Source organism: Bacillus sp. SIMBA_074, assembly GCF_046534555.1.
GTDB lineage: Bacteria > Bacillota > Bacilli > Bacillales > Bacillaceae_G > Bacillus_A > Bacillus_A mycoides.
Map to the genome: position 1 here is coordinate 339,531 of NZ_JAWRYM010000003.1, position 13,757 is coordinate 353,287.

Sequence of the window (13,757 nt, forward strand, 5' to 3'; positions counted from 1 at the left end):
AAAAATTCGCTTTATGTAAAAGAAACCTCTAACCGCTAATCGGCAGAGGCTTCTCGTGTTATCCTAAATAATCTAATTTCTTACCACTATGATATACTTCATCAATTGTAGCGCCGCCTAAGCACTCATCTCCATCATAGAAAACAACTGCTTGGCCTGGCGTAATCGCACGAATTGGCTCATCACAAAGAATACGAACTGTATTTTCATCAACGATTTGAACCGTTACTTTATTGTCTGCTTGACGATAACGGAATTTCGCTGTACACGTAAATTCTTTTTCCTTCGCTTTATTACTTACCCAGCCTACATTCGTAGCAATAACTTCATCACCATATAGAAGTTCGTTATGGAATCCTTGATCAACATATAAAATGTTTTCTTTCAAGTTTTTTCCCACAGCAAACCACGGATCACCATTACCACCAATACCAAGGCCATGACGTTGTCCAATTGTATAATACATTAAACCATCATGTTTCCCTTTCACTTCACCAGATAATGTTTGCATCACACCTGGTTGCGCCGGTAAATAGTTACTTAAGAAATCTTTAAAGTTACGCTCACCGATGAAGCAAATACCAGTACTATCTTTCTTCGCCGCTGTCGCTAAACCAGCTTCTGTCGCCATTTCGCGAATTTGTGGTTTCTTTAATTCACCTAATGGGAACATTGTTTTTGATAGTTGCTCTTGGCTTAATTGATTTAAGAAATATGTTTGATCTTTATTGTCATCAACGCCGCGAAGCATTTTATATTCGCCGTCCATATAAGCAACGCGTGCATAATGACCTGTTGCTACATAATCAGCACCAAGTGCAATTGCATGCTCTAAAAATGCTTTAAATTTAATTTCTTTGTTACACATTACATCTGGGTTTGGTGTACGACCAGCTCGGTACTCATCTAAAAAGTACGTGAATACTTTATCCCAGTATTGTTTTTCAAAGTTTACTGCATAATACGGAATGCCGATTTGGTTACACACTTCAATTACATCATTGTAATCTTCTGTTGCTGTGCAGACACCATTTGCATCTGTATCATCCCAGTTTTTCATAAAAATTCCGATTACATCATAACCCTGCTCTTTTAATAAAAGAGCTGCTACAGATGAATCGACGCCACCGGACATCCCGATGACAACGCGTGTTTCTTGAGGTAGTTTGTTCATCATGTCACCTCCCATGCTAATTTTGTGTTAATCGCTTCACGATTTTCACTGTTTCGTACGCCGCTTTTTCAATTTGCTCTTTCGTATTTCCAAGTCCGAAACTAAAGCGTACGGATGAACGTATTTGATCGGAGTCTTTTCCGAACATCGCCACTAATACATGTGATGGATCAATCGAACCAGCTGTACAAGCAGAACCACTTGATACTGCAATACCAGCTAAGTCTAGGTTTACAAGAAACGGTTCAATATTCATTCCTGTAAAACTTATATTAAACACATGTGGTAAGCGATATTCCAAGTCTCCGTTTACCTCGAAATGAATGTCCTCATTTTTGAAGACAGATACCATTATATCTTTAAACTCTTCATATTGGGCATTTTTTTGCTCACGAGTTTTTTCAGCTAGCGAAACTGCATGTTGAAGTCCAACAATACTAGGTATATTTTCAGTACCAGCACGACGTTTTCTTTCTTGCTCTCCGCCTATTAATAACGGTTCAAATTTCACATTTGCACCAGCATATAGGAACCCTACACCTTTTGGGCCGTTAATTTTGTGAGCGGAAATCGATAATAAATCAATACCAAACTCTTTCACATCTATTTCTATTAAACCGTAAGCTTGTACAGCATCTGTGTGGAAATAAGCTTGATGCTCTTTTAACAACTTTCCTATTTCCACAATTGGTTGTATTGTCCCTACTTCATTATTCCCGAACATAATAGATACAAGAATCGTCTCTTCTGTTAGTGCCTTTTGTATGTCAGAAACTTGAACACGCCCTGTTTCATCAACAGGTAAATACGTCACTTCAAATCCTTCACGCTCTAACAATTCACACGTATGCAAAATCGCATGATGTTCAATTTGCGTTGTAATAATGTGGTTACCTTTATGACGATTCGCGCGCGCTACACCTATAAGTGCTAAATTATCAGCTTCTGTACCACCGCTCGTGAATATAATTTCATTTGGACTCGCGTGAATGCTACGTGCACACACACGTCTCGCCTCATCTACCGCATGGCGCGTTTGACGCCCATAAAAGTGAATACTAGACGGGTTTCCAAATGTTTCTGTCATATATGGAATCATCTTTTCGACCACTTCTGGGTGAGTCGGAGATGTCGCAGCATGATCTAAGTAAATGCGTTCCATTAAATCTCCTTCTTTCCAAATCGTTTCACAAGGAATTAAATGTAAAACATATAGCCCCCGTGATTTTCTTCCTCATAACGTACTAAATCTTCTAAAGTTGTACTATCTAATACTTCTTGCACCGCATCACGAACACGCATCCATAATTGGCGTTGTGCTGGTTCTTCTTCTTCTATCATTTCTACAACACTAATTGGACCCTCTAGTACACGGATTACATCTCCAGCTGTAATGTTGACTGGCTGATCAGATAATACATATCCGCCATATGCACCACGCGTACTCTTTACAAGACGAGCGTTACGAAGTGGTGAAATTAATTGCTCTAAGTAATGCTCAGATAGGTCATGTGCCTGTGCAATTGATTTTAATGAAATTGGGCCTTCACCAAACTTTTTTGCAAGGTCGATCATAATTGTTAAGCCGTAGCGGCCTTTCGTTGAAATCTTCATCTATTTGCACCTCATTTCAAATTTTCACTTCTATTGGTTATATCTTATTTATCCCGCTATTTGCGGGCAGTAAAACTCCCACCTCAAAATTCGGCTGGAGCAAAGAAGTTAGGTGGGGGATGAACAAAACCCCCACTAATTAAAGTTTCACTTTATAAAAGAACACAATTTAAAATCCTATGAAATTATAGCATAATATAGTATTATAAGAAATTTCAACTTGTGTATCAAAATGATAACATAAAATCACATTGAAAAACTCGGAAATTATTACAATTGAAAGAAAAATAGGAATTTTCATATTCATCCCCCCCACAAAACAGCATCCTATTTCAAATTTCATCAAAAAAAATGATACGATAGAATGAGATTATACATTAAGGGAGAGGGTCAAATGAAACAACCACTCGCACATCGAATGCGCCCTACAAATATTCAAGAAATTATCGGACAACAGCATTTAGTTGGTGAAGGTAAGATTTTATGGCGAATGGTCCAAGCAAATCATTTTCAATCAATGATTTTATACGGTCCTCCAGGCACAGGAAAAACATCAATCGCCAGCGCAATTGCAGGAAGTACTGGAACCCTGTTTCGCCTCTTAAACGCTGTTACTCATAATAAAAAAGATATGGAAGTTGTCGTACAAGAAGCGAAAATGCATCGGCACCTCGTTTTAATTTTGGATGAAGTTCATAGGCTAGATAAAGCGAAGCAAGACTTTCTATTACCCCATTTAGAAAGCGGACTTCTTACTTTAATTGGTGCAACGACAAGCAATCCGTTCCATGCTATTAATTCTGCTATTCGAAGTCGTTGTCAAATCTTCGAATTACACGCATTAACAGAAGATGATATTTTAATTGGCTTAAAACGAGCGCTTGAAGATAAAGAAAAAGGGCTTGGGGAATATGATGTAACTGTTACGGATGAGGCATTACATCACTTTGCAAATGCGTCAGGCGGAGATATGCGCTCAGCTTATAATGCACTTGAACTAGCTGTTTTATCTAGCTTTACAACTGACGACAAAGCCGCGGAAATCACACTTGAAATCGCGGAAGAATGCTTACAGAAAAAGAGTTTCGTTCACGACAAAGGTGGCGATGCTCACTATGACGTTTTATCTGCTTTTCAAAAATCAGTACGCGGAAGTGATGTGAACGCCGCACTTCATTATTTAGCACGTCTTATTGAAGCTGGTGACTTACAAAGCATCGGTAGACGTCTGCTTATTATGGCATATGAAGATATCGGACTTGCTAGCCCACAAGCTGGACAACGTACACTTGCAGCGATTGAATCAGCTGAACGGGTCGGCTTCCCAGAGGCACGCATACCACTTGCAAATGCTGTTATTGAACTTTGTCTATCACCGAAATCAAACTCGGCCTATAAAGCACTCGATGCCGCACTACACGATTTACGTAATGGCCAAACAGGCGATATTCCAAGTCATTTAAAAGATAGTCATTATACAGGAGCCGAATCGTTAGGAAGAGGCATCGGATACTTATATCCACACGATCACCCAAACGGTTGGGTACAACAACAATACTTACCTGATAAAATTAAAAACAAGCAATATTATAAACCGAAAACGACAGGAAAATTTGAACAAGCACTTTCTACTGTTTATGAAAGATTACAAAGTTCGCATAAAACGAAGAATAAAGGGTAATATAAGCGAAAACGTCACCATTACGGAGGGTTCGCTTATGAAAACACGTCAAGATGCATGGACAAAAGAAGACGATCTCCTTTTAGCAGAAACTGTTTTACGACATATCCGCAGCGGAAGTACACAAATAAAAGCATTCGATGAAGTTGGTGATACATTAAACCGAACTTCAGCAGCTTGTGGCTTTAGATGGAATGCTGAAGTAAGACCATATTATGAAGATGCGGTGCAAATCGCAAAAAAACAACGTAAAGAATTAAAGCGTTCGGAAGCTAAAATAGAAAAAGAGCAGTTCACACAAACTCGGCAGCTCGTAATCGATGCCGAGTTTTCAGAAGATATTGCCCCAAATAAACAAGATCTTACAATGCAAAATGTCATCTCATTTTTGCAAAACTTGGAGCACAATAACCCTTCACTCGCAAAGTTACAAACTGAAAATGACGTATTACAAGATCAGCTCACTTCCCTGAAAAAAACGAATAATGAACTTGAAGCAAAATTAGCTGTTCTCACACAAAAACAACAAGCAATCGAAGAAGATTATGCAATGCTTGTTAGAATTATGGATCGTGCTCGAAAACTTGTTTCGGTCGAAGAACAAGAAGAGCAAATTGCTCCGATTTTCAAAACCGATCAAAATGGAAATTTAGATATTATATATTCTGCAGAAAACTAAAAACAGGGATGCCACTTTTTCAAATAAGTGACATCCCTGTTTATTTTCCCTTAGTGAAAAAGCACCACAGTAAATGAAATTATATTAACGATTCGACATCGACATTTCTTTAAAACATACAAAAAGCATATATCCTAAACGATATATGCTTCCTTTTTATTCTTGCCCTACACGCTTCACTTCTACGTTTTTAATACGCTCACGTACAACGTGACTTGCCATAATTAAACCAGCCACAGATGGTACGAACGCATTTGAAGAAGGTGGTAATTTCGCTTTACGAATTTTTGCATTTTCGTCTGGTACGATTTCTTTACGTACTTCTTCACGAATTACGATTGGGTTTTCGTCAGAGAAGACAACTTTTACACCTTTTTTAATACCATCTTTACGAAGCTTCGTACGAATTACTTTCGCAATTGGATCTGTATGTGTTTTAGAAATGTCCGCAATACGGAAACGAGTTGGGTCCATTTTATTTGCCGCACCCATACATGAGATAATTTTGACTTTACGACGTAAACATTGTTTAATTAAATGAATTTTGAACGTAATCGTATCAGATGCATCTACTACGAAATCTAAACCGTGTTTAAAGAACTCTTCATATGTTTCATCTGTATAAAACATCTCTAGTCCAATTACTTCACACTCTGGATTAATATCTGCAATACGCTCTTTCATTAATTCTACTTTTGAACGTCCTACAGTAGATACTAACGCGTGAATTTGACGGTTTACGTTTGTAATATCTACAACATCTTTGTCAACTAATACGAGACGTCCTACGCCAGAACGTGCTAACGCTTCTGCGGAAAATGATCCTACGCCGCCAATACCTAAAATACCGACTGTACTATTTTTTAATATTTCAAGGCCTTCTTTTCCAAAGGCTAATTCATTACGTGAAAATTGATGTAACATTCAGCTCTACACTCCTATTACAAAAATGGTCTACCATGTATTCTAGCGTTTTTCCGACTATTTGTATAGAAAAAGTTATAGAATTCCTAAAAATACGTATTTCAAACAAGGAAAACATAATGTAAAACCGGACTTTTTAAACAATCTCTATAAAAAAAGCCTAGATGGGGTTAGTATAACCATCTAGACTCTATTCTTACTTCTCTTCTTTCAAGCTCAATTTTAAGCTTAGCTCTTCAAGCTGAGCTTCTGCAACTGGGCTTGGCGCTTCTGTTAATAAGCAGCTTGCGCTTGCTGTTTTCGGGAATGCAATTGTATCACGAAGGTTCGTACGACCTGCAAGTAACATAACAAGACGGTCTAAACCTAATGCGATTCCGCCGTGTGGTGGTGTACCGTATTCGAATGCTTCTAATAAGAATCCGAATTGTTCTTGTGCTTCTTCTTGTGAGAATCCAAGTGCTTTGAACATTTTTTCTTGTACGTCACGCTCGTAAATACGAAGTGATCCACCACCAAGCTCATAACCGTTTAATACAAGGTCATATGCTTGTGCACGTGCTTTTTCTGGTGCTTTTTCTAATAACTCAACGTCTTCACGGAATGGCATTGTGAATGGGTGGTGAGCTGCGAAGTAACGATCTGCATCCTCATCGTACTCAAGAAGTGGCCAATCAGTTACCCATAGGAAGTTAAATTTACTTTCGTCAATTAACTCAAGTTCTTTACCTAGACGTAAACGAAGTGCACCTAAGCTATCTGCAACAACACTTTTCTTATCTGCTACGAATAGTAATAAGTCACCAGCATCCGCTTCTAATGTACTCATTAACACGTTTGCCTCTTCTTCACCGAAGAATTTCGCAATCGGTCCTTTTAAGCCGTCTTCTTCAACTTTAAGCCAAGCTAGACCTTTTGCACCGTATACTTTGGCGAATTCAGTTAATGCATCGATGTCTTTACGAGAGTATTTGCTCGCTGCACCTTTTGCGTTAATCGCTTTTACTTGTCCGCCGTTTTCTACAGCACTTGTAAATACTTTAAATCCACAGCCTACTGCAAATTCAGATAGGTCTTTTAGTTCCATTTCAAAGCGTGTATCCGGCTTATCAGAACCAAAGCGGGCCATTGCATCAGCATATTTCATACGAGGGAATGGTGCACTAACTTCTACACCTTTTGCATCCTTCATCACTTTCGTCATCATACGCTCCATCATTTCTAAAATTTCATCTTGTGTTAAGAATGATGCCTCGATATCAATTTGCGTGAATTCCGGTTGACGGTCCGCACGTAAATCTTCGTCACGGAAACAACGTGCTACTTGATAGTAACGCTCAAATCCACCGACCATAAGAAGCTGTTTAAATAGCTGCGGAGATTGAGGTAATGCATAAAATTCACCATCATGCACACGGCTTGGTACTAAATAGTCGCGAGCTCCTTCTGGCGTGCTCTTCGTTAAAATTGGTGTTTCAACTTCTAAGAATTCTTCTGTATCTAAGAAGTTACGAATTGTTTTCGTTACGTCATGACGCATTTTGAATGTGTTGAACATTGCAGGACGACGTAAGTCTAAGTAACGATATTTTAAACGCACATCTTCTGATGCATCTGTATCATCAGCAATAATGATTGGCGTTGTTTTCGCTGCGTTTAATACATTTACTTTCGATGCTTGTACTTCAATACGACCAGTTGCCATATTATCATTAATTGCGCCTTCACCACGTTCAACAACTGTACCTTCTACGTGTAATACGTATTCGCTACGAATCGTTTCTGCTACTTCTAACGCTTCTTTTGATGTTTCTGGATTAAATACAACTTGTACGATACCTGTACGGTCACGTAAGTCGATAAAGATTAATCCACCTAAATCACGGCGTTTTTGTACCCAACCTTTTAATTGAACTGTTTGTCCAACCGCTTCTACTGTTACTTTTCCGCATGCATGTGTTCTTTCAGCCACTTTAAGTTCCCCCTATATTAATTTCTCTGCTACATATGAAGCAAATACATCTAACGCTACTTCTTCTTGTCCGCCTGTTGCCATATCTTTTAAGTTAATGATGCCTTTATCTAGCTCATCTTCCCCTAATACAGCTACGTATTTCGCATTTAAACGATCTGCAGATTTAAATTGTGCTTTCATTTTGCGATCTAAATAATCTTTTTCAACTGATAATCCAGCTTTACGAAGATCGAACGCAACTTTTGCAGCACGGTCTTTCGCTTTTTCACCAAGTGCTACAACGTAACAATCAATACTATGTTCAATTGGTAACTCAATATTTTCAGCCTTCAGCGCCATAATTAAACGCTCAATACTCATCGCAAAACCGATACCTGGCATTTCCGGTCCACCGATTTCTTGTACAAGTCCGTTATAACGGCCACCGCCACTTAATGTTGTGATAGCACCGAAACCTTCTGCCTCACTCATAATTTCAAAAACAGTGTGTTGGTAGTAGTCTAAACCACGTACTAAATTCGGATCTTTCTCAAATGGAACATCCATCATCGTTAGTAGTTCTTGTACTTTGTCGTAGTATACTGCTGAATCTTCGTTTAAGTATTCTGTAATAGATGGTGCCGTGCTCATTAATTCATGATTACGGTCCTTCTTACAGTCTAAAATACGAAGAGGGTTTTTTTCTAAGCGAGATTGGCAATCAGAACAGAATTCTCCAATGCGCGGCTCAAAGTGAGCAATTAACGCATCACGGTGTGCTTGACGACTCGCTGCATCACCTAAGCTATTTAATACAACTTTAATATTTTTCAAGCCCATACCGCGGTAAAACTCTACAGCAAGTGCAATTACTTCTGCATCAATTGCTGGATCGTTACTACCAATTGCTTCAATACCGAATTGTACGAATTGACGATAGCGACCTGCTTGTGGTCTTTCATAACGGAACATTTGGCCGATATAGTATAATTTTGTTGGTTGTGTTGCATCACCGAACATTTTGTTTTCAACGTAAGAACGTACAACAGGTGCAGTACCTTCTGGACGTAATGTTAAACTACGCTCTCCACGGTCTTGGAATGAATACATTTCTTTTTGTACGATATCTGTCGTATCACCAACACCACGTAAAAATAGCTCTGTATGCTCAAAAATTGGTGTACGAATTTCTTTATAATTGTAACGACGGCAAATGTCGCGCGCTTGCCCTTCGATATACTGCCATAACTCAACACTACCTGGAAGAATATCTTGCGTTCCGCGTGGGATTTGAATAGACATATTCAGTTCCTCCTCAAATTGTTTTAATCTTAATAAAAATAAAAAAACTCCCGCCTCTACTGTTTGAACAGTAGGGACGAGAGTATTATACCCGTGGTGCCACCCTAATTGAAGCACGTATGCTTCCACTTTTTTAATAACGCTTAAATTTGCGTTCATCTCTACTAAGCGTATAAGCCTTTCAAGTTGAAACCTACAGAGTGTCATTCAATCAGTCATCATGTAGAAATGTTTTCAGCCTAGGACATTTCTTCTCTTTCCATGTGTATCTCATTTACTCTCCTCTATCAACGGCTATATTCATATGTAAATATAAAATTACTATACGTTTGTTGAGTAGGATTGTCAAGTGCTCTAAGAGCGCTCAATTTGCTTCTTTAGGCGCTTTACATCTTGTAGTGAAATTCCAAACTCAGAAGCAAGCTCCATTGAAGTATTGTTTTGTTCTTTTGAAATAAAATCATGTAAATTTACGTTAAACAGTTGATTTGCACCATTTGTAACAGAATGCCCTTTTTCATTCATACGCATACGTATATCCCTCACATTCAATATGGTTGTTTTACTTTTTATTGTTCCATATTGATGAGATAGTTATACATAGCCGAAACAGTTATTGATTCCAAATAAACATAAGAATGCGATTAACAATAATAACGGTAGCCAATCCACTCGCAAGTAAAGGGTGCTTCAAATGATACAACGCTGCAACCCCTACTCCAAACACGATAATTTCTAACAATACATGCAATATACCACGCACTTCCCACTCTGCGTGTTGAGCTCCAAATAACCCCCATATGACAGCAACAACAATCGGAAGACTAATAGCCAGTGTAATTTTTACAACAGGTATTTCTCCTATTCGGAACCCCCAGTATCCAACAATCCCAAGAATGCATAACTCCAGCATAAAACGTAAAGCTATATTGAATTCTTGAAGCATGCTACACCTTCTTTTCCTTTTATTCCTCTTCAAATTAAATCCTATTGTAACTAAACAAAACATACCACAATGTATGAAAAAAGAGAGGACCTATAATCCTCTCTTCCCCGGCAACACTATTTACTTTCTACAATTAAGGTCACCGGACCATCATTGATTAAAGAAACGTCCATCATTGCTCCGAACTGTCCTGTCTCCACATGCAGTCCTTGTTTACGAACTTCTTCATTAAAGAAATCATATAAATGTTCTGCATACTCAGGTTTCGCAGCATCCATAAAGTTTGGACGTCTTCCCTTGCGGCAATCTCCGTATAATGTAAATTGCGAAATAGATAGAACTTGTCCCTTCATATCAAGTACAGAGTGGTTCATCTTTCCGCTCTCATCTTCAAAAATACGTAGGTTTGCAATTTTTTCTGCGATATAAGTTGCATCTTTTTCTGTATCTTCATGCGTAATGCCAACTAGTAATGTTAAACCGAATGGAATTTGTCCTACAATCTCGCCATCTACTGTGACAGACGCTTCCTTTGATCGTTGTAAAACAACTCTCATCTTTTCTACACTCCCTATTAATGCATCATGCGTCGTACGGCATAAATTTCTGGAACACGTTTAATGCGCTCTACTACTTTTTTCAAGTGTTGTAAGTTTCGAATAGAAATCGACATGTTAATCGTTGCCATCTTATTACGATCACTTCTACCAGAAACAGCTGAGATATACGTCTTCGTTTCTGTAACAGCTTGTAATACTTCATTCAATAAACCACGACGATCATAGCCTGAAATTTCAATATCAACATTGTACTCAATTTCTTTTTCAGAGCTACCTTCCCACTCTACTTCTAATAATCGTTCTACAGCTTCTTCTGTATGAACATTTACACAATCACGGCGGTGAATCGATACGCCTCGGCCTTTCGTAATATACCCAACGATATCATCGCCCGGAACTGGGTTACAGCATTTTGATAAACGAATTAATAAATTATCAGCACCGCTTACCTTTACACCAGAATCCCATTTTCGAATTTTCATCGGTTTACGAACTTCTTTAACTTCAACGATTTCTTCTTCTTCGCGTTGTTTGCGGAACTTGTCCGTTAGTCGCGTAACAATTTGCGACGCTGTAATTCCGCTATATCCAACTGCTGCAAACATATCTTCTTCATTTGCAAAGTTAAATTTCTCAGCGACACGTTTTAAGTTATCAGGCGCTAATACTTCTTTCATCTCATACTCTAGACCACGTACTTCCTTTTCAACAAGTTCACGGCCTTTTTCAATATTTTCGTCTCTACGTTGTTTCTTAAAGAATTGACGTATTTTATTTTTCGCATGAGATGTTTGAGCAAGTTTCACCCAATCTTGACTTGGGCCATACGAATGTTTCGATGTTAAAATTTCAATGATGTCACCTGTTTTTAATTTATAATCAAGCGTCACCATTTTCCCATTTACTTTTGCACCAATTGTTTTGTTTCCAATTTCCGAATGGACACGATACGAAAAGTCAATTGGAACAGATCCAAGTGGTAATTCCATTACATCGCCTTTCGGTGTGAAGACGAATACCATGTCAGAGAACAAATCAATTTTTAATGATTCCATAAATTCTTCTGCATTAGAAGCTTCATTTTGCCATTCTAATATTTGACGGAACCATGTTAGTTTTTTCTCTAATGTACCCGTTGTTTCTGCTGCTTTACCTTCTTTATACGCCCAATGTGCCGCGATTCCGAATTCTGCAATCTCATGCATTTCTTTCGTACGAATTTGCACTTCTAGCGGATCACCTTTTGGTCCAATTACAGTCGTATGAAGAGATTGATATAAATTTGCTTTCGGCATTGCAATATAATCTTTAAAACGACCTGGCATTGGTTTCCAGCACGTATGAATAATTCCAAGCACCGCATAGCAATCTTTAATACTATTCACAACGACACGTACAGCTAGTAAATCGTAAATTTCATTGAATTGTTTATTTTGCAATGCCATTTTACGATAAATACTGTAAATATGTTTTGGTCTTCCAGAAATCTCAGGTTGAATTGAAACCTCTTTTAATTTCTCGCGAATGCCAGTCATTACTTCATCTAAATATTCTTCACGCTCTGCACGTTTACGCTTCATTAAATTCACAATACGATAATATTGCTGCGGGTTTAAATAGCGAAGTGACGTATCCTCTAACTCCCATTTAATAGTACTAATTCCGAGTCTATGTGCTAAAGGTGCAAAGATTTCTAACGTTTCATTCGCAATGCGACGCTGCTTCTCTTGAGGCAAATGTTTCAATGTACGCATGTTATGAAGACGATCAGCTAGTTTAATTAAAATAACTCGAATATCTTGAGCCATTGCGATAAACATTTTGCGATGGTTTTCTGCTTGTTGCTGCTCATGGGATTTATATTTAATCTTTCCAAGCTTTGTAACACCATCGACAAGCATAGCGATTTCTTTATTAAATTCCCGTTCAATGTCTTCTAATGTAATTTCTGTATCTTCCACTACATCATGTAAGAAACCTGCCGATACTGTAGCCGGATCCATGTGTAAATCAACTAAAATACCTGCAACTTGAATTGGGTGAATAATATATGGTTCACCCGATTTTCTATATTGTTCGCTATGTGCATCACGCGCATATTCATAGGCACGTGCCACTAGCTCAATATCTCCATCCGCTAAATATTGACTTGCTTTCTCGAGTACCTGTTCAGCTGTTAGTACTTGCTCATTTGCCATCGAATCACCTTTTATTGAAAATTGACTTTATCTTTATTGAATAGAATAAATTATATTCTATCATTATAACCCAATGATTGTGAATTGTGAAAAGGAAAAGATTTTACTGACATTTCACCATATTTTTTTGTGCAATTATACAAAAGTACCCGCTCCTCTCCAAGAGATTCACGGGTACTTTTTTATCACCGTAGTTTCACCTATATAATGATTAGTATTTTTCTAATACTAATACATCGTAACCATCTAACATTTTACGACCATCTAAGTAAGTAAGCTCTACTAAAAATGCAATTCCTGCTACAACTCCACCAAGTTCTTCAACTAGTTTAATTGTCGCTTCAATTGTTCCACCTGTAGCTAATAAGTCATCTGTAATTAATACACGTTGGCCTGGCTTAATTGCATCTTTATGGATTGTTAAAACATCCGTTCCATATTCTTTACCGTAGTCAACTGTAATTACTTCACGTGGTAATTTCCCTAATTTACGAACTGGTGCGAAACCTACTTCTAATGCATAAGAAACTGGGCAACCAATAATAAAACCACGCGCTTCTGGTCCTACTACAACATCAATGTCTCTTTTATTTGCATACTCAACGATTGCATCTGTTGCTGCTTTATATGCTTTTCCGTCGTTCATTAAAGGTGTAATGTCTTTAAACACAATACCTTCTTTCGGATAATCTGGTACAATTGCGATATGTTGCTTGAAATCCATA

At 38.1% G+C, this 13,757-nt stretch carries 13 protein-coding genes and 1 other annotated feature; of the genes, 2 read left to right on the forward strand and 11 right to left on the reverse strand.

Going from position 1 to position 13,757, the window contains the following annotated elements:
• Positions 1 to 58: 58 nt before the first annotated feature.
• The 3 genes from mnmA to cymR are packed head-to-tail and all read right to left on the reverse strand — an operon-like array spanning position 59 to position 2,788.
• Positions 59 to 1,174 carry a tRNA 2-thiouridine(34) synthase MnmA gene (mnmA, locus tag SB773_RS06445; RefSeq protein ID WP_002088752.1) on the reverse strand — a complete coding sequence of 372 codons (1,116 nt, stop codon included), beginning with the start codon at positions 1,172 to 1,174 and terminating at the stop codon, positions 59 to 61.
• Between the two features lie 16 nt (positions 1,175 to 1,190).
• Entirely contained in the window at positions 1,191 to 2,336 is a 1,146-nt protein-coding gene (locus tag SB773_RS06450; RefSeq protein ID WP_002143221.1) for a cysteine desulfurase family protein, read from the reverse strand.
• Between the two features lie 35 nt (positions 2,337 to 2,371).
• Positions 2,372 to 2,788 carry a cysteine metabolism transcriptional regulator CymR gene (cymR, locus tag SB773_RS06455; RefSeq protein ID WP_000704117.1) on the reverse strand — a complete coding sequence of 139 codons (417 nt, stop codon included), beginning with the start codon at positions 2,786 to 2,788 and terminating at the stop codon, positions 2,372 to 2,374.
• A 394-nt stretch (positions 2,789 to 3,182) separates the two neighbouring features.
• Here cymR and SB773_RS06460 point away from each other — a divergent pair, with 394 nt between their 5' ends.
• Both SB773_RS06460 and SB773_RS06465 read left to right on the forward strand, forming a co-directional pair.
• Entirely contained in the window at positions 3,183 to 4,469 is a 1,287-nt protein-coding gene (locus tag SB773_RS06460; protein WP_410589057.1) for a replication-associated recombination protein A, read from the forward strand.
• A gap of 37 nt (positions 4,470 to 4,506) precedes the next feature.
• On the forward strand, positions 4,507 to 5,148 hold the full coding sequence (locus tag SB773_RS06465) for an RsfA family transcriptional regulator (protein WP_410589059.1): 642 nt from the start codon (positions 4,507 to 4,509) through the stop codon (positions 5,146 to 5,148).
• A gap of 156 nt (positions 5,149 to 5,304) precedes the next feature.
• Here the strand turns inward: SB773_RS06465 and SB773_RS06470 are convergent, their stop codons facing one another.
• The 8 genes from SB773_RS06470 to SB773_RS06505 form a co-directional block, all read right to left on the reverse strand.
• Entirely contained in the window at positions 5,305 to 6,072 is a 768-nt protein-coding gene (locus tag SB773_RS06470; protein WP_410589061.1) for a tRNA threonylcarbamoyladenosine dehydratase, read from the reverse strand.
• Between the two features lie 196 nt (positions 6,073 to 6,268).
• The gene (gene aspS, locus SB773_RS06475) at positions 6,269 to 8,044 is read right to left on the reverse strand and encodes an aspartate--tRNA ligase (protein ID WP_113734177.1); all 1,776 of its coding nucleotides are present in this window, start codon (positions 8,042 to 8,044) and stop codon (positions 6,269 to 6,271) included.
• A gap of 12 nt (positions 8,045 to 8,056) precedes the next feature.
• Positions 8,057 to 9,328, reverse strand: coding sequence for a histidine--tRNA ligase (hisS, locus tag SB773_RS06480; protein WP_012261743.1), 1,272 nt, complete (start codon positions 9,326 to 9,328; stop codon positions 8,057 to 8,059).
• Positions 9,329 to 9,397: 69 nt separating this feature from the next.
• Positions 9,398 to 9,628 (reverse strand) — a binding site (T-box leader).
• 54 nt (positions 9,629 to 9,682) lie between these two features.
• Complete coding sequence (locus SB773_RS06485; protein ID WP_002015300.1) at positions 9,683 to 9,859, reverse strand: hypothetical protein; 177 nt, start codon at positions 9,857 to 9,859, stop codon at positions 9,683 to 9,685.
• 82 nt (positions 9,860 to 9,941) lie between these two features.
• Positions 9,942 to 10,274, reverse strand: coding sequence for a YrdB family protein (locus SB773_RS06490; protein WP_410589064.1), 333 nt, complete (start codon positions 10,272 to 10,274; stop codon positions 9,942 to 9,944).
• Between the two features lie 116 nt (positions 10,275 to 10,390).
• On the reverse strand, positions 10,391 to 10,831 hold the full coding sequence (locus SB773_RS06495) for a D-aminoacyl-tRNA deacylase (protein ID WP_215576561.1): 441 nt from the start codon (positions 10,829 to 10,831) through the stop codon (positions 10,391 to 10,393).
• Between the two features lie 17 nt (positions 10,832 to 10,848).
• Positions 10,849 to 13,032 carry a GTP diphosphokinase gene (gene relA, locus SB773_RS06500; protein ID WP_410589066.1) on the reverse strand — a complete coding sequence of 728 codons (2,184 nt, stop codon included), beginning with the start codon at positions 13,030 to 13,032 and terminating at the stop codon, positions 10,849 to 10,851.
• Between the two features lie 211 nt (positions 13,033 to 13,243).
• Positions 13,244 to 13,756: an adenine phosphoribosyltransferase gene (locus SB773_RS06505; protein WP_002015305.1), complete on the reverse strand. Its 513-nt coding sequence runs from the start codon at positions 13,754 to 13,756 to the stop codon at positions 13,244 to 13,246.
• Position 13,757: the final 1 nt, after the last annotated feature.